Origin of the sequence: Aeromonas sp. PrichA-15, assembly GCF_017939245.1 — a bacterium.
Classification (GTDB): domain Bacteria; phylum Pseudomonadota; class Gammaproteobacteria; order Enterobacterales; family Aeromonadaceae; genus Aeromonas; species Aeromonas caviae.
In genome coordinates this window covers 1-16,206 of record NZ_JAGKRH010000032.1, presented here as the reverse complement: position 1 = coordinate 16,206, position 16,206 = coordinate 1, and the positions used below count along the sequence as shown (strand labels likewise).

Sequence of the window (16,206 nt, the reverse complement as noted above, 5' to 3'; positions counted from 1 at the left end):
GGGGTTCCTCGTGGTGGTCGGGGTCAACGGGATCGGCATCCTGCGGGTGCGGCACAGCATAGAGGGGCCGGAGGCGATGTCAATCTGCGTTGTGTTCGGCCCGGTTTACGGGCAGAGTCTAAAAAAATCGAGCGATGCAAGGAGTAAAGATGAGAAACCTGGATCAACTGGACTTGGACATCCTGGCCCATCTGTTTCGCGATGCGGGCATGACCAACAAGGATTTGGCGGCCTTGGTCGGGGTGGCGCCGTCCACCTGTCTGGAGCGGGTGCGCAAGCTGCAGCAGGATGGCGTGCTCAAGGGGGCGCACTGCGAGGTGGATTACCAGGCCCTGGGCGGTCACATCCAGGCCATGGTCTCCCTGCAACTGGCCCGTCACAGCCGCCAGATCATCGATGCGTTTCGCGACGCCATCCTGGCCCTGCCCGAGGTGATCAGCCTGTTCCACATGGGCGGCAAGGATGATTTCCTGGTGCACCTGTGCGTCTCCGATACCGAACACCTGCGCAATTTCGTCTTCGATCACTTCACCTCCCGGGAAGAGGTGGTGCACCTCGAGACCTCCCTGGTGTTCGAGCACAGGTTCAGCCGCTCGCTCCCCTGCTTCCCTCACCCCTGATGGGGCGAGCCGCAAGAAAAAACCGCCCGAGGGCGGTTTTTTTGTGGGCGGTTCCTCAGTTGAGAGCCAGCCGGCTGTCCTGCGCCGTCCGGTAGAGCCCCTGCTGATAGGCCAGGCTGCCCCACAGGACCAGCCCCAGGGCGGCATCCTTCATGGCGCCCGGCTGCGGCGCCGGGGTGAGCGTTTCGGTCGCATCCTCGTAGATGAAGCCTTCCGGCGCCCGCTCGGGCTGCAGGATCACCACATCCCTGCCACGCATCAGGGCGAAGTTCTTGTCGTACTGCATGATGGCGCGTCCCGGCCAGTCGGCGGGCATGCGGGTGAGATCCTTGCCCAGCATGGGGTAGTCGGCACTTATGCCCATGAGGGAGAGCAGGGTCGGGGCCATGTCGATCTGGCTGACGATGCGGGGATCCTTTCTCGGTGCTATGCCGTCCCCCAGGATGACCCCCGGGATGTGGAAGCGGGGGATGGGCACCAGGCTGGCTCCCCCGACCCGGCTGTCGTGATCGGCGATGACCAGGAACAGGGTGTCCTTCCAGTAGTCCGATGCCCTGGCCTTCTTGAAGAACTCGCCGACGGCGTAGTCCGCGTACTTGGCGGCGTTGTTGCGGGTCTGCTTGGGCTGCTCGTACAGGGCGATGCGGTTGTCGGGGAATTCGAAGGGGTCGTGGTTGCTGGAGCTGAACACCAGGCTGAAGAAGGGTTTGCCCTCCTTGTGCAGCGCCGCGAAGGTCTCGTTGGCCTTGGCCATCAGATCTTCATCCGAGGCGCCCCAGGATCCCTCGAACACCGGGTTCTTGAAGTCCTTCTGCTCGACGATGGTGGTGAAGCCATTGCCTAGGAAGAAGCTGCGCATGTTGTCGAAGTGGCTCTCGCCACCATAGATGAAGCTGGTGTCATAGCCTCGCTGCTTGAGCAGGTCGGCGATGGTGAAGAAGTTGGTCTGGCTCTTGCCGAGCTTGACCACGGCCTGGGCCGGGGTCGGCGTGAAGCCGGTGAGCACCGCCTCGATGCCGCGTACCGAACGGGTACCGGTGGCGTAGAGCTGCTCGAACGCCCAACCCTCTTTCGACAAGGCATCGATGTTCGGGGTGAGCGGCAGGCCGCCGAGGGAGCCGACGAACTGGGCCCCCAGACTCTCTTGCAGCAGGATCACCAGGTTTTTGGGCTTGCCCTGGTAGCTGGCCGTGTTGAAGGTCTGGCTCGGCAGATCGGCAGAGGTGAAATCGCTGAGAGGGCGACCGCTCTCCTCGCGGACTATGTCGAGTACCTGATGGTCAGCCATCTTGCCGTAAAACTGGCTGGTGTCCTCCTCGGCCCCCATCTGCTTGATGGCAAAGAAGAGGGAGTAGGCGGAGTTGACGGTGAGAGCGTTGACCAGGGGATCGTCGGCAAAGGCCACCATGGCCGGATTCAGGGCGCGATGGCCGAGACTGGAGCGGGCGCCGAGGAAGCCGACGGCGAGGATCAGCAGGGCGAAGGCGGGGCGCCAGTACCAGCGGGGGAAGCTTAGGTCACGCACCAGGCGGCCGCTCAGCCACCAGCCACCGCCCAGCACTGCACCGCTGAAGATCACGGCCAGCAGCAGCTCGCCCTTGCGGCCAGCCCACAGCATGGAGAGCACCTCCTTCGGATAGATGAGGTACTCCACATAGAGACGGTTGGGGCGCACCCCGTATTCGGTGACGAAGGCGGGAGTGGAGATCTCGAGAAAGAGCATCAGCCAGAGCCCCAGGGTGAGCCAGATCCGGATCAGCTGCATCCAGAGCCGCCCCGGCGCGTGGGGCCCGGCCAGCAACTGGGTCAAGACGGCGGGTACGCCCCAGACCCAGCAGAGGGTGGCAACGTCGACGCGAATGCCTTGCAGCAGCATCTCCTGCCAGCCAGAGACGGCATCCACCCGTTCCAGTTGCCAGAGGCCCAGGCCAAGGCGGCTGACGGTCAGGGAGATGAGCGCGATCAATGAAAAGACGGCGATGGGCCAAACCGGTCCCAGCCATTGTTTGATGGTGGTCATATTGTTCCTGCAAACCTGTTTGCGCCCAGTCCCCGGACGCATTGTTGTTATGGTGCAGGAGTATGACAGTGGCGCCTGGCAAAGGTTGCATGGGGGTGAGGTATAAATGGAGAAGCTGGCACGTTTTATGATTTTTTGTGACGGGATGCAGGGTTCGAAGAGAGCATAAAACGCTGGGGAAACTGTGATCCTGCTGGCACATCGAGACAATGGTCGTGCCTATAATTGCGCCGGATTTCTCAATCGGAGCCGAAGGGATGCCGGTCTTCATCGATGTGGAATATATGCAGGGCTGGTCTCTGTTCGTGGTGCTCTCCGACGGCACCACAGGCGTGCTGGATCTCACCCCCTGGCGCGGCCAGCCGCTGTTTGCGGCCATGGAGACCGAGCGTCGCTTCGCCCGTGTCTTCATCGATCATCGCCATCAACTGGCGTGGCCCTCGGGCTTCACCCTGGCGGCCCACGAGGTCTACCACCTGATCCTGCCCATCGACGAGCGCGCCGCCTTCCCCGATCGCAACATGCATCGCTTCTGACATGCTAACTCGTTGAGTCAGGTAACGTTTTCAGTCACAGACCCGCGTCGGTCAGGTCGTTATCATGACCCCAGTGCGGCGCTTTGGGCGCCCATCCACCACAGCGGGAACATAACAATGAAACAAGGAACGTTGCGTCGTGGCGGCCTCATCGGGGCCGCCCTGTTACTGACGGCTTGCGGCAGCGGGGGAGGCGGTGGCAGCAGTGACCCCCAGCCTCCGGTGGTCAATCCGCCCCCCGCGTCGGCCAGCCGCGCCTGCTACGGCAATGATCAGCCAGCCTGCAACCTGCGCACCTACCAGGTGATGGTGGAGTCCTTCGTCGACGGCGATGGCAGCGCCAACTACGGCGTCGGCTACGGCCCCTCCCGGCACAACGGCGATCTGCAGGGGATCATCGACAGCCTCGACCACATCAAGAGCCTCAACGTCAACGCCATCTGGCTCACGCCGGTGTTTGACTCCTGCGCCGGCCAGGCCGGGGACGACCGGCTGGATGCCACCGGTTACTTCGCCTGCGACTTCTTCAACGTGGATCCCAACTTCGGCAGCAACGCCAAGCTTAAAAAACTGGTGGACGGGGCGCACCAGCGCGGGCTCTATGTCTTCCTCGACGGGGTGTTCGGCCACGTCAACAAGGTGGGGGTGAGCAAGCCTTCACCAGAGGGGCGGCTGCCTGCCCTCAAGAGCGGCGGCGCAGGCTACCCGGGTCAACTGGTGGATTACGGCCAGCCCGAGAGTCTGGCCTACTTCAAGGAGGTGGCCCGTTACTGGGTCGAGCAGTACGGCATCGACGGCTGGCGCCTCGATCAGGCTTATCAGTTGGGGCTGGATGACTGGCGCGCCATTCGCAGCGAGGTGGCCCAGGCCAGCGCGGCGCGCAAGGCCGCCGGCCAGCAGTGGGGCACCCTCGGCTACATGGTGGGGGAAGTGTGGAAGGGCGCCGACGAGATCCGCGCCCAGGCCTATGGCCCGAGCGACAACCCGGCGCTCTCTTCGGCGTTCGACTTCCCCCTGCGCTACGGCCTGGTACAGGCGCTGGCGGTGGAAGAGTCCGGCAAGGGCGGGCAGGGGGCCAGCGTGCTCGACGCCAGCTGGAACAAGGTGGAGAACTACCCGGACCATGCCATGCCCAACCTGATGCTGGGCAACCACGATCTGGTGCGCTTCGGCGATCTGCTGGAGCGGGGCAACTTCAATGGGGCGGACTACTGGCAGCGCCACAAGGCGGCCTTCAGCTTCATGGCCGCCCGCTCCGGTCCCATTACCTTCTACTATGGCGAGGAGTTTGGCGACGAGGTGCCTGGCTTTGCCAGTCAGGTGGGGGGCGACTGTGCGGCCCAGGGGCTCTGCGATGATCACGTGGCCCGCAGCGATGGCAAGGTCCCCGGTGTCACCGGCTTCGTGCCGAGCAGCGAGCAGGCCGAGCTCAAGCAGTGGCTGAGCGCTCTGCTGGCCCTGCGCGCCGCCCACCCCGCCCTCTATCAGGGGGAGCGGGTCAAGCTGGTGGCCGAGGGGAGCGTCTATGGCGACATCAAGCAGACGGCGGGCGAGCAAGTAGTCTACCTGCTCAATGTCTCCACCACGCCTCAGAGCTACGCCGTGCCGGTCGGCAAGCTGCGCAGCGGCAGCGCCCTGGTGGATCTGCAGAGCGGCGAGAACCTGGCCATCGGTGGCAGCAGCGTGACGGTGGACTTGCCGCCCCTCACCGGCCGCTTCCTGCTGGTGCGCTGAGGGAGGCAGACAACAGAAAGGGCTCCATAGTGGAGCCCTTTTTCATGGTGGCGGCTTACTTCTCGATGCCGCTGCCCAGATCGTCCCGGCGGGAAGAGACCGAGGGCTCGGCCCCGTGGCGCCAGTGTTCCAGCCGATTGTGCACCCCGCGGCGCAGGCTCTTGAAGCTGGCTTCCAAGTAGTCCACCCCCACCAGGATGGAGAGGGTGACGCCGGTGAGCAGCAGCGCCTGATGCAGCATGTCCATGCCGATGAGGGCGCCGAGGGCGGCCAGCATCCAGATGGCGGCGGCGGAGGTCACCCCCAGCACCTGACCATCCCGGGTCATCATGACCCCGGCCCCGAGAAAGCCGACCCCGGTGATGAGCTGACCCAGCACCCGCGCCTGATCGGCGCCCTGAGGACTGACGGCGGCGCCGATGGCGAGAAAACAGTAGGTGCCGAGCACGATGAGGGAAGAGGTGCGGATCCCCACCGGCTTGCCGCGAAGCTGCCGCTCCAGCCCCACCAGGGTGCCACACACCAGACAGACCAGGATGTTCTCCCAGCCAAGGGGCGCGATGTCCCACCACTGCATTGTCATCATATCCACCTCTGCTCGCGATGCTTGTTATCCTGTCGCGCTCTGCCCCCGGTTCTCCAGCCGCTGGCGGAAGGCCCGGGCGAGGCGCTCGTAGAGGTCCTTTGCCTCCCTGTCTTCAATATCGCCACGTATCCAGGGGTTGTCGATGATTTCCAGCAACACGCAGCCCTGACCCTGCTGGCGCAGATCCACCCCGAACAGGCCGTTGCCGAGCTGGTGCACGGCGCGGCGGGCGGTTTGCAGCACCCGCTCCGGCACGTCGCTGAGGGGCAGCGCCTCGATGCGGCTCATGTCGAGGGGGTGTTTGCGGCGACGGATGCGGTTGCCGGGTTCGGGTCGGTAGCGGCGGCAGGCGAACAGCGGCGAGCCGTCGAGAAAGCCGATGCGCCAGTCGAACTCGGCAGGGATCCGGCTCTGGACCAGCAGCAGGGCGGAGCGGGCCAGCCCCTCGTCCAGCAGGCGGGCGAGCTGGATGTCATCGCTGGCCATGGCGAGGTCGCGCCCCTGGGCGCCGTCGGGGATCTTCACCATCAGCGGCAGACCGAGGCGCTGCACCAGTTCGTCCACATGCTGGCGGCCGCGGCGGGTCACGACGGTGGTGGGGGGCATGGGCACGCCGCTGCGCACCATCAGCTCGTAGAGATAGAGCTTGTTGCTGCAGGCGAGAATGGCACGGGAGCTGTCGATGACCGGCATCTTGAGCTGCTCGGCACGGCGGGCAAATTCGAAGGTGTAGTGGCCGACCGCGGTCTCGGCGCGCAGCCAGAGGGTGTCGAACTCCGGCAACCGCTCGATGGCCGAGGGAGGCAGGATCTCGGCCTGGATCCCCTGGGCAGCGGCCGCCTTGATGAAACGCTCCAGCGCCAGGGCATCGCTGCTGGCGCGGCCGTCGTTGGGGTCGACCAGGATGGCGAGCTGGTAGCGTGGCGCCGTCTGTTCCTCGTCCCCCGTGCCCACCAGCGCCTGGGCGTGCTGCACCATCAGCGCCTTCTCGCTCGGGCTCAGCGCCAGCGGTGACAGGCTCTCCTGCTGGCGCACCGACCAGCCGTGGCGACCGCGCTTGAGGGTCAGCTCCTGCAGCGGCAACTGGCTCAGGCCGTAGTAATAGCGGGCGAGCCCCGCCAGCTCGCTCTGTTCGCACTGGCCGAAGATGGCGCGCACCCGGATCCTGTCCTCGCTCTGCTGGGCCAGCCAGCCCTGCAATTTGCGCCACAGCTTGGCGGGAGGCTGCTGGGGTTGCAGCCTGCTGATGGCCTGCAATCCCGGCAGGCAGTGGTGGCCGCGGGCCTGGGCCAGCAGGGAGCAGTAATAACCGGCCCCCAGGTGTTCCAGGCTGCGGCAGAGGTTGATGATGCGCGGACGCCCCCCTGTGGTGGGCAGACCGTGTTGCAGGTAGGTGCGGGCGGTCAGCAGATAGTCGGCATGGCAGGGCCAGTCGCCCGGCTCCTCGACGATGACATAGGTACTCATATTTTCAGGCTCCACAGAAAGGACTGCCAGAAACGGCAGGATCCCCAGTGGGCTTCGATGCACCGACAAGCACGACAATGGCGCGAGGGGAAACAAGAGGTTACAGTGCCTAATATTCTGCCTTGGTAACTTGTGATACAAGTCGCATTTCTGGTGCTGAGGATAAATAACCGAACAAGGACTCCCCGTGTTGACCGTGCGCGCCGCCCGAGCCGATGATTTGGGCGCCATCGTGAAGCTGGAACGCTACTGTTTTCCCCCCGAGGTCGCCTTCGGCCGCAGCCGCTGGCACTATCTGCTCAATCAGGCCAAGGGGCGCACCCTGCTGCTGCAAGACGAGAAGGCGCAGGTGATGGGCTATGTGAGCGTGCTGGAGCACAAAGGCTGGGATCGTCTCATCATCCAGACCCTCGCCATCCGCTGGACCATCCGCCGTCAGGGGTGGGCACGCCGCCTGCTGGAGCAGGTGATCCGGGAAGGGCGCGAGGCCGGCTGGGGGGCGATTCGCCTCGAGGTCGCCGACGCCAACCCAGAAGCCAGGACCCTCTATCAGGGGCTGGGGTTTCGCCCCGGGGTACGGCTGCCCGATTATTACGGGCCCGGCCAGCATGCCCACCGCCTGGTGCTGGCGCTGGGGAATAAGCGGCAGGCGCCATCATGAGTTGCGAAGATTGCCTGGCTACGGCCATCAGGGCCAAGCTCGGGCGCTGCCCGGTCTGTGCCGCCCAGACCTTTCTCATCGGGGTCGTCGGCTGGCTGGTCTGGTGGTGGTGCGGCGCCGATACCTCGGTCAACGCCCTGACCGGCCTGCTGTTTGCGCTGGGGGGCTCGGGTCTCTTCCTGCTGCATCTGGCGGTGTTCGCATGGCGAAAGCTGGGCAAACGCGACATATAACGTGCTGATTTTTCAAGAAGACAAATAACAATGGAGGTTCACATGATTGCAATGGTAACGGGCGCCTCGTCCGGCTTTGGTGAGGCCATCAGCCGCCTGCTGGTGAGCGCTGGCCACCGGGTGATCGGCACCGGGCGCCGCGGCGAACGGCTGGCCGCCCTGTCCGAGGATCTGGGCGAGCAGTTCCTGCCCCTGGTGTTCGACGTCCAGGACAAGGCTGCCACCCGCGCCGCCATCGAGGGGCTGCCGACCGAATGGCAACAGGTGGACCTGCTGGTCAACAACGCCGGCCTGGCACTGGGGCTGGAGCCTGCCCACAAGGCAGACCTTGAGGACTGGGAGCAGATGATCGCCACCAACATCAGCGGCCTGACCCTGATCACCCGGTTGCTGCTGCCGGGCATGGTGGCGCGCAACTGCGGCCACGTCATCAATATCGGCTCCATCGCAGGGACCTATCCCTATCCGGGCGGCAACGTCTACGGCGCGACCAAGGCGTTCGTGAAGCAGTTCAGCCTCAACCTGCGTGCGGATCTGGCGGGCACGGCGGTGCGTGTCACCAACGTGGAGCCCGGCCTGTGTGGCGGCACCGAGTTCTCCAACGTGCGCTTCCACGGCGACGACGCCAAGGCGGCCACCGTCTATCAGGGGGTGCAGGCCATCCTGCCGGAAGACATCGCCAATACCGTACTCTGGATCAGCGAGCAGCCTGCCCACGTCAACATCAACAGCATCGAGATCATGCCGGTGGCCCAGACCTTCGGTCCGCTCCACATCAGCCGTCGCTGATGTCATGACGAGCCGACTTCTGTCCACAAGAGGCGCCTTCGGGCGCCTTTTTTTGATGGGTCTGGTCGCACTCGTCATGGAGTGCAGAAGGAGGCGTGTTGCAACCCCGTGCTGAAACGTCGAAAGAGGGGGGTACTCAAGTTGGCCTGCATTTTGCTGTCTCCGGCCCATGGCGGGGAAACCATCCCCGGAGCCGGCGAGGCCGGCAGTGAGCGTGGAGCCTTCATGGATATCAAACCCTATGGTCATCAACTCGCCCAGAGCGCGTCCCAGAACCGAGCCCTGGCGACCCTCAGCGACAGCGACGACAAGCAGAGCGGCTGGTCTCAGCAGGTCAGCCTCTCCAGTCAGGTGCTGACCGGCAAGGCGCAGCAGGCACTGACCTACGAGCATCTGGCCAGGAACGGCAAGAACACAGTCCTGACCGGTGGCGTCAAGGATGCGCGGGTGCAGCAGATGGTGGACAAGGCCCTGGGCTTTGATCGCAAAAAATTTGACGATCTCGAGCGTCAGCTCAAGGGGATAGCGGATGACAAGACGCTCTCTGCCGAGGAGCGCGAAACGCAGAGCAAGGACCTGGCCGCGCAGCGCGATGCCATGCTCAAGGAGGCCATGGATCGCCTCACCGGCAAATCCGCCTCCCAGGCATGATGTGATTCAAACGGAAATCATTGGGCGTTAAAGGCAAGGGGTTGCCCCCTTGCCACGGGGCTGGCAGGCCGTGGTCAGGGCTCAGGGACTCTGGGGGGCGATCCCGATGGCGATGGCGGTGGTCTGTACGGCTTTGATCTGGTCCCCCTTGGCGATGAGGGCGAACTGGGCCGGATCCTGCACCTTGAGGGTCAGGGTATGGTCGACCCCCTTGACCCGGATGGTCTGGTGCGCCTTGTCCACGTCGATGACGTCGGCATAGATGGTTACCTGCATGCCAGCGCCGGCAGCGGGTTTCTCCCCGGCGGCCGCCTTGCCCCCTTCCACTTCCACCACCCGTTTTCTCACCCCGGCGGTGCCCTTGAGCAGGGTCAGGTCCAGCAGTTGCAGATATCTCAGGGCCACGACATCTCCCACCTTGAGCTGGGGAAGGTTGGTCACCTCCTCCCCGGCGATCAGGTCCAGGGTCTGCCCTTCGGCATTTTTCAGGCTGACCTTGCGGGTGGCCAGGTCGATGGCGGTGACGGTTGCCCTGGCGGTCAGTTCTTCGGCCAGGCTGGCTTGTCCGGGGGCCACGGCCACATGGGTGGTGACCTCGGCGGCATAGAGCAGGGGAGGGGCACAGAGGGTGAGGACACCCGCAATCCAGGCGTGCTTCAGTTTCATGATAGAGACCCTGTGAGTGGGAAAGGGACCCCGGGAGGGGCTTGAGGGGGCGACGAACTCGTCTTCCCGCTATCACCATAGCAAAGCCGGGCAGGAGCGCCCGGCATCGGCAGGCTGGCATCGTATTTTTGACGACAGGCTCCCGTTTTTGACCTGATGGCACGGCAGGCGCACAATTCCCCGGCATGCAATCAACCGAGGGCTCTGCCGTGTACAACTTCCAATATGCCAATCCCACCCGCATCTGCTTTGGTGAAGGCCAGATCGCCAGGCTGCCCGAGCTGATCCCGGCCGGCAGCCGTCTGCTGGTGCTCTACGGGGGTGGCAGCATCAAGCAGAACGGGGTCTATGAGCAGTTGACCCAGGCGCTGGCGGGCCGGGAGTGGCTGGAGTTTCCCGGCATCGGCGCCAACCCCCAGTACGATCAGCTGATGGAGGCGGTGGCTCTGGTCAAGCGCGAGCGCATCGACTTCCTGCTGGCGGTGGGTGGCGGCTCCGTGGTGGATGGCACCAAGTTCGTGGCCGCCGCTGCCTGCTTCGAGGGGGACGATCCCTGGGAGATCCTGCGGGACAAGGCCCCCATCAAGGCAGCGCTGCCGCTGGGCTGCGTGTTGACCCTGCCGGCCACCGGCTCGGAGAGCAACCCCGCCGCCGTGGTGAGCCGGGGGGAGGCCAAGCTCTCCTTCTACAATCCGCTGGTGCAACCGGTGTTTGCGGTGCTGGATCCCGCCACCACCTACAGCCTTCCACCGCGCCAGGTGGGCAATGGCGTAGTGGATGCCTTCGTCCACATCCTCGAGCAGTACCTCACCTTCCCGGTGGGGGGCGAGGTGCAGGACCGGCTGGCGGAAGGGCTGCTGCAGGTGCTGGTGGACAACGGTCCGCGCGCGCTGGCGGAGCCCACCAACTACCAGGTGCGCGCCAACCTGATGTGGGCGGCCAGCCTGGCGCTCAACGGCCTCATCGGTCGCGGCGTGCCCCAGGACTGGTCCACCCACGCCATCGGTCACCAGCTCACCGCCCTGCACGGGCTGGATCATGCCCAGAGCCTGGCTGTGGTGTTGCCCTCCCTGCTGCGGGAGCAATCGGCCCAGAAGCAGGAGAAGCTGGCGCAGTTCGCCGAGCGGGTATGGCACTCCAGCCGCGAGGACAAGGCGCTGCGCATCGAGGAGGCCATCATCCGCACCGAGCAGTTCTTCCAGCAGATGGGGGTGGGTACCCGGCTTGCCGACTACGGGCTGAGCGAGAGCTGCATCCCCGGTATCTGCTCCAACCTCAAGCGTTTCGGGCTGACCGCCCTCGGGGAGCAGCAGGACATTGATCCCGACAAGGTAGCCAGGATCCTGTCCCACGCGCTGTAAGTCATCCTGGCAACCATAGTGGCGCGGATCCTTTCCCTCGCCCTCTGATCACCGGCTGGCCAACGGAAAAGAAAGCGCCCCGATCATCGGGGCGTTTTGCGTGGTGTCGCCGGGCACTGCCGTTTATTCGGCGCTGCGGTCCAGCTCGCGCTCCAGCGCCGCCGCCTTCTGGCGGGCCGGATGGGTATTGAGGCGCTGCCAGTAGGCTTGCAGATGCGGGAACTGGGCCAGCTGGCCGCTCTGGGCCAGCAGATCCACCAGGAAGGAGTTCAGGATGTCGGCGCCGGTGAGGCGATCGGCCACCAGGTAGTGGCGGCTTGCCAGCACCTCATCGAGGTAGCCCAGCACCTTGGTACACTCGGCTTTGGCGTAGTCCGGCAGGAAGCGCATCGGGCTGCCATCCTTGCGCACGAACATATCGAGCAGCAGCGGCAGAATACCGGAGCTCTCGGCGAAGTGGAGCCACTGCAGGTATTCGGGATACTCCGGGCTGTCAGTGGCCGGTGCCAGCCGTTCCGGAGCGTGGCGGGCGATCAGGTATTCGGTGATGGCACCGGATTCCGCCAGCACCCGGCCGTCAAACTCGATGACCGGCGACTTGCCGAGGGGGTGGACGGCCTTGAGCTCGGGCGGCGCCAGGAAGGTGGCGGCATCGCGCTGGTAGGCCTTGATCTGGTAGGGCAGGCCCAGCTCTTCAAGCAGCCAGATGATGCGCTGGGAGCGGGATTTGTTCAGGTGGTGCAGGACTATCATGGAAACCTCGACGCAGTGACGGAAGGCGGTGATACGCAGCGCCCCGGCAGCAGGTTCACTTATGGATGAAAAAGAGCGGGCGTGGTGCCCGCTCCTTCGTCGATTGACTCAGGCCTCCAGCGCCTGATCCAGATCCGCCAGTATGTCCTCGATGGCTTCGATTCCCACTGACAGCCGGATCATCTCAGGTTTCACTCCAGCCTTGGCCTGCTCCTCTTCGCTCAACTGGCGATGGGTGGTAGAGGCGGGGTGGCAGGCCAGGGACTTGGCGTCGCCGATGTTGACCAGCCGCTTGAAGATCTTGAGGGCATCGTAGAAGCGCACGCCCGCCTCGTAGCCGTCCTTCAGGCCGAAGGAGAGGATGGCCGAGGGGCGACCGGCCATGTACTTCTCCGCCAGCGGGTAGTGGGGGTGACCCGGCAGACCGGCGTAGCTGACCCAGGCCACCTTGGGGTGGTGCTTGAGGTGGTGGGCCACCCGCAGAGCGTTGTCCACGTGGCGCTCCATGCGCAGGCTAAGGGTTTCCAGCCCTTGCAGTAGCAGGAAGGCGTTCATCGGCGCCAGCGCCGCCCCGGTATTGCGCAGCGGCACGGTGCGCACCCGGCCGATGAAGGCAGCCGGGCCGAAGGCCTCGGTGTAGACCACCCCGTGATAAGAAGGCTCGGGTTGGGTCAGCTGGGGGAAGCGCTCGGCGTGATCCGCCCAGGGGAACTTGCCCGAGTCGACGATGACGCCCCCCAGGGAGTTGCCGTGGCCGCCGACATATTTGGTCAGGCTGTGCACCACGATGTCGGCGCCGTGTTCGATGGGTTTGCACAAGACCGGAGTGGCGACCGTGTTGTCGACGATGAGCGGCACGCCGCGGGCGTGGGCGGCCTTGGCCAGGGCGGCGATGTCGACGATGTTGCCGGCCGGGTTGCCGATGCTCTCGCAGTAGACCGCCTTGGTTTTGTCATCGATGAGGGCGGCGATGGCCTCGGCGCTGTCATCCTTGGCGAAGCGTACCTCGACCCCGAAGCTCGGCAGCATGTGGGCGAACAAGGTGTAGGTGCCGCCATAGAGTTGGGGGGTGGAGACGATGTTGTCACCGGCGGCGGTCAGCGCCTGGATGGCGTAGGTGATGGCGGCGGAGCCCGCCGAGACCACCAGGCCGGCGATGCCCCCTTCCAGCGCGGCCATCCGCTGCTCCAGCACATCGTTGGTGGGGTTCATGATGCGGGTGTAGATGTTCCCCGGCACCGCCAGATTGAACAAGTCCGCCCCGTGCTGGGCGCTCTCGAACTCGTAGGCCACCGTCTGGTAGATGGGCACGGCAACGGCCTTGGTGGTGGGGTCGTTGGCAAAGCCGTGGTGCAGGGCCAGGGTCGCATCTTTCATCACACACTCCTTGTTGGATGTCACCATTATGGATGGATAGACGTCCAATCTAGCAGTCCTGGCGCCGATGTAAACCACCCATTCCGGCAAAGCAATGCCGGGGGATGGGGGTGACCGGATGGCGTCGGTGACGGCAACCTCAGAGACGGCGGCGATACTCCCTGTCGTCTATCTGGTGCATGTCCCACTGCATCAGGCGGTTGAGCTGCACCATGGGATCTTCGACCAGCTTCAGAGGGCGGGGCAGGATCCTCAGGAAGTAGCGACGAAGGGTTTGCTGGATCCGGTTCGGTTTGAGGGGGTTGGCATGGCTCATGATGGTGCTCCTGTGCAGTGGTTCTCACGTTCGCCAGCAGTATTGAGCTAAAATGCGGAAGTAAAAACTGATGACTTTCAGAGACAGGATTTCCTCTTTTATGCCTACCACCCGCCTTTATCAGCAATTTCAACGGCTCACCCAGCAGCTTGGCTGCGATGAGCGGGAGATCAGCCTCGCCGAGGTGGCGATCTGCTCTGCTGCACCACGCGCAATGCCCGCCTGCTGCTGCGCCGCATGGAAGGGCAGGGCTGGCTGTGCTGGACGGCGGAGGCAGGGCGGGGGCGGCGCTCCCGCCTCACCCTGCTCGACAACCAGGAGAGCCTGACCCGGCGCCGATTGCGGGATCTGCTGAGTCAGGGCCAGCTGGCGCAGGCGGTGCGGCTGGCCGAAGATCGCCTGGATCTGCTCACCCCGCTGCTTATCGAGCAGCTCGGCCAGGCCACCCGGGAGGGGCGCCAGATCCTGAGGGTGCCCTACTACCGGCCCCTGCCCAGTCTGCTGCCCACCGCGCCCTTGCGCCGCTCCGAAATTCACCTGAGCCGCCAGATCTTCAACGGCCTCACCCGGCGAAATGAGGAAAATGGGGAAATCGAGGGCGATCTGGCTCACCACTGGGAGCAGGTCGGCCCTTGTCACTGGCGCTTCTACCTGCGCCCGGCGGTGCGCTTTCACCACGGGCGTGAGCTGGTGGTGGAGGATGTGATGGAGAGTCTGCTGGCCTTGCGGGATCGCCCGTTGTTCGCCCATCTGGCGCGGCTGGAGAGCCCCTGGCCGCGCACCCTGGATCTCTATCTCGACAGCCCGGATCCTCTGCTGCCCGACCTGCTGGCCGAGCCGGTGGCGGCCATTTTGCCGCGCGAGCTCAAGGGGGAGGCGGGCTTTGCCCTGCAACCGGTGGGTACCGGCCCCTATCGGGTGATCGCCAACGACCCGCTGCAGCTGCGCCTCGCCGCCTTTGACGACTATTTCGGCCTGCGCGCCCTGCTCGACGAGATCGACATCTGGATGTTGCCGGAGCTGGCGGAGCGGCTGGAGAGCCACCTGCAGCTGGGTCGCGACAGCCCCGAGCTTGGCACCATGCGCGGCGAGTCGGAGCTCGAATCGGGCTGCTACTTCCTGCTGCAGGACGAGCGCTCCCGCGCCTTGCAGGATCCTGCTCTGCGCTACTGGATCATTCAGCTGCTCAGTCCGGTGGCCCTGATGGCACGGGTTTCCCCCGAGCTGCAACGGGGCTGGACCAGCGCCCTCGGCATGCTGCCCCACTGGCGCGAGGCGCTGCCACCGCCGCCGCCCCGGCCACAGAGCCTGCCACAGCGGCTGGTGCTCGCCTGCTTCAACCAGCATATCGAGTTCAATGAGTGTGCCGGTGCCATGGCCGATCTGCTCGGGTCGCAGGGAATTGAGCTGGAGGTGCGTACCCTCGACTACGGTCGCTGGGTGAGCGGTGAGGACGAGGATGTGGATCTCTGGCTTGGTACCCTCAACCTTGAACATGAGGGGCCCTTTGCCCCCTACGGCTGGTTGCAGGGCACCCCCTTGTTGCGCCGGGTGTGGGCCAGCCAGCAGGCCCTGTGGCAGGGATTGACGCAGTGGCGCGCCCATGGTGAAGAGCCCGGCCCCCGCGCCCTGCTGGCCGAGGTGCAGCGCCAGAGCTGGTTTGTGCCGCTGTTTCACCACTGGCTGGAGCTGGAGAGCCGTACTGGCGTGCACGGGGTGCGGATGACGGCGCTCGGCTGGTTCGATTTTCGCAGCGCCTGGCTGCGACCCGAGCTGGTTGGTCAGGCACAGGGCGATGGCGGGGAGCTTGAGTCCTGATGCGGGGCGCGTTAGCCTGAGCGCGGTTCAACGACAAGGAGTCACCAGCCATGCTGGAAATGCAGATCCAACCCCGCTTTCAGGAGACAGATGCCCTCGGCCATATCAACAATACGGTGCCGGCGGTCTGGTTTGAGTCGGCGCGGGATCCCCTGTTCCGGATTTTTTCGCCCGAGCTGGATGTGCATGACTGGCACCTGATCATCGCGGGCTACACGGTGCAGTTCAAACGGGAGCTGTTCTACGGCCAGCCGGTCACCATCAAGACCGGTGTGCGCCGCATTGGCAGCAGCTCCTTCACCATCTGGCAGGAAGCCTGGCAGCAGGGGGAGCTGGCCGTCACTGGCGAGACGACCCTGATCCATTTTGACTATCGGGCACGCCAATCCATCCCCCTGAGCGAGACTCACCGGGAGGGACTGAGGGTCTGGCTGGTAGAGAGTTAATCCGGCCTTCGGGCCCACCACAGGACACTTATACCAATCAGATTAAAGATGTGATCTAATTGCTCTATTCTGGTTTCACTGTACTCAGTATGTCCGATCCAATCGATTTCTTGGCCCTCGCCAAGGCAGAAACCAACGCCAGGAAACGCATGCGATTCCTGGCGTTAGCACA

The 16,206-nt window shown here is 64.7% G+C and carries 16 protein-coding genes and 1 pseudogene; 10 read left to right on the top strand and 7 right to left on the bottom strand.

All coding sequences use genetic code 11. The features are described 5' to 3' along the window. Nucleotides 1–149 precede the first annotated feature (149 nt). Nucleotides 150–620 carry an Lrp/AsnC family transcriptional regulator gene (locus tag J9889_RS06330; RefSeq protein ID WP_010672715.1) on the top strand — a complete coding sequence of 157 codons (471 nt, stop codon included), beginning with the start codon at nt 150–152 and terminating at the stop codon, nt 618–620. 55 nt (nt 621–675) lie between these two features. Here the strand turns inward: J9889_RS06330 and J9889_RS06325 are convergent, their stop codons facing one another. Next, entirely contained in the window at nt 676–2,640 is a 1,965-nt protein-coding gene (locus J9889_RS06325) for an LTA synthase family protein (protein ID WP_200164295.1), read from the bottom strand. A gap of 257 nt (nt 2,641–2,897) precedes the next feature. On the opposite strand from J9889_RS06325, the gene J9889_RS06320 reads away from it, so the two are divergent. Both J9889_RS06320 and J9889_RS06315 read left to right on the top strand, forming a co-directional pair. Further along, complete coding sequence (locus tag J9889_RS06320) at nt 2,898–3,176, top strand: DUF2442 domain-containing protein (protein WP_043154040.1); 279 nt, start codon at nt 2,898–2,900, stop codon at nt 3,174–3,176. A gap of 117 nt (nt 3,177–3,293) precedes the next feature. Then, on the top strand, nt 3,294–4,910 hold the full coding sequence (locus tag J9889_RS06315; RefSeq protein ID WP_160836814.1) for an alpha-amylase family protein: 1,617 nt from the start codon (nt 3,294–3,296) through the stop codon (nt 4,908–4,910). Between the two features lie 55 nt (nt 4,911–4,965). Here the strand turns inward: J9889_RS06315 and J9889_RS06310 are convergent, their stop codons facing one another. Together J9889_RS06310 and J9889_RS06305 are read right to left on the bottom strand one after the other, a co-directional pair. Then, nucleotides 4,966–5,496 carry an MgtC/SapB family protein gene (locus tag J9889_RS06310; RefSeq protein ID WP_160836811.1) on the bottom strand — a complete coding sequence of 177 codons (531 nt, stop codon included), beginning with the start codon at nt 5,494–5,496 and terminating at the stop codon, nt 4,966–4,968. Between the two features lie 24 nt (nt 5,497–5,520). Next, on the bottom strand, nt 5,521–6,963 hold the full coding sequence (locus J9889_RS06305) for a RimK family alpha-L-glutamate ligase (RefSeq protein ID WP_010672720.1): 1,443 nt from the start codon (nt 6,961–6,963) through the stop codon (nt 5,521–5,523). Between the two features lie 187 nt (nt 6,964–7,150). On the opposite strand from J9889_RS06305, the gene J9889_RS06300 reads away from it, so the two are divergent. From J9889_RS06300 to J9889_RS06285, 4 genes are all read left to right on the top strand, one after another. Beyond that, the gene (locus J9889_RS06300; protein ID WP_210556135.1) at nt 7,151–7,624 is read left to right on the top strand and encodes an N-acetyltransferase; all 474 of its coding nucleotides are present in this window, start codon (nt 7,151–7,153) and stop codon (nt 7,622–7,624) included. Beyond that, nucleotides 7,621–7,857: a DUF3624 domain-containing protein gene (locus J9889_RS06295; RefSeq protein ID WP_041212265.1), complete on the top strand. Its 237-nt coding sequence runs from the start codon at nt 7,621–7,623 to the stop codon at nt 7,855–7,857. The genes J9889_RS06300 and J9889_RS06295 overlap by 4 nt, the downstream gene beginning before the upstream one ends. A gap of 42 nt (nt 7,858–7,899) precedes the next feature. Further along, nucleotides 7,900–8,646, top strand: coding sequence for an SDR family oxidoreductase (locus J9889_RS06290; protein ID WP_052815614.1), 747 nt, complete (start codon nt 7,900–7,902; stop codon nt 8,644–8,646). Between the two features lie 225 nt (nt 8,647–8,871). Then, nucleotides 8,872–9,297, top strand: coding sequence for a hypothetical protein (locus tag J9889_RS06285; RefSeq protein WP_029313593.1), 426 nt, complete (start codon nt 8,872–8,874; stop codon nt 9,295–9,297). Nucleotides 9,298–9,378: 81 nt separating this feature from the next. Here J9889_RS06285 and J9889_RS06280 read toward each other — a convergent pair whose 3' ends face one another. Continuing rightward, complete coding sequence (locus J9889_RS06280) at nt 9,379–9,963, bottom strand: hypothetical protein (protein WP_052815615.1); 585 nt, start codon at nt 9,961–9,963, stop codon at nt 9,379–9,381. A 185-nt stretch (nt 9,964–10,148) separates the two neighbouring features. Here J9889_RS06280 and J9889_RS06275 point away from each other — a divergent pair, with 185 nt between their 5' ends. Then, complete coding sequence (locus tag J9889_RS06275; RefSeq protein WP_080989986.1) at nt 10,149–11,324, top strand: iron-containing alcohol dehydrogenase; 1,176 nt, start codon at nt 10,149–10,151, stop codon at nt 11,322–11,324. Nucleotides 11,325–11,447: 123 nt separating this feature from the next. Here the strand turns inward: J9889_RS06275 and J9889_RS06270 are convergent, their stop codons facing one another. From J9889_RS06270 to J9889_RS06260, 3 genes are all read right to left on the bottom strand, one after another. After that, nucleotides 11,448–12,077 carry a glutathione S-transferase gene (locus tag J9889_RS06270; protein WP_160836805.1) on the bottom strand — a complete coding sequence of 210 codons (630 nt, stop codon included), beginning with the start codon at nt 12,075–12,077 and terminating at the stop codon, nt 11,448–11,450. 108 nt (nt 12,078–12,185) lie between these two features. Then, nucleotides 12,186–13,454 (bottom strand): O-acetylhomoserine aminocarboxypropyltransferase/cysteine synthase, encoded by a 1,269-nt coding sequence (locus tag J9889_RS06265; protein ID WP_052815620.1) that lies wholly within the window; start codon nt 13,452–13,454, stop codon nt 12,186–12,188. Between the two features lie 139 nt (nt 13,455–13,593). Next, a complete protein-coding gene (locus J9889_RS06260) occupies nt 13,594–13,770 on the bottom strand; it encodes a hypothetical protein (protein WP_210556134.1) in 177 nt (58 codons plus the stop codon). A 100-nt stretch (nt 13,771–13,870) separates the two neighbouring features. On the opposite strand from J9889_RS06260, the pseudogene sgrR reads away from it, so the two are divergent. Both sgrR and J9889_RS06250 read left to right on the top strand, forming a co-directional pair. Beyond that, nucleotides 13,871–15,588 (top strand): annotated as a pseudogene (sgrR, locus tag J9889_RS06255) (HTH-type transcriptional regulator SgrR). 50 nt (nt 15,589–15,638) lie between these two features. Then, nucleotides 15,639–16,034, top strand: coding sequence for a thioesterase family protein (locus tag J9889_RS06250; RefSeq protein WP_103858697.1), 396 nt, complete (start codon nt 15,639–15,641; stop codon nt 16,032–16,034). Nucleotides 16,035–16,206 lie beyond the last annotated feature (172 nt).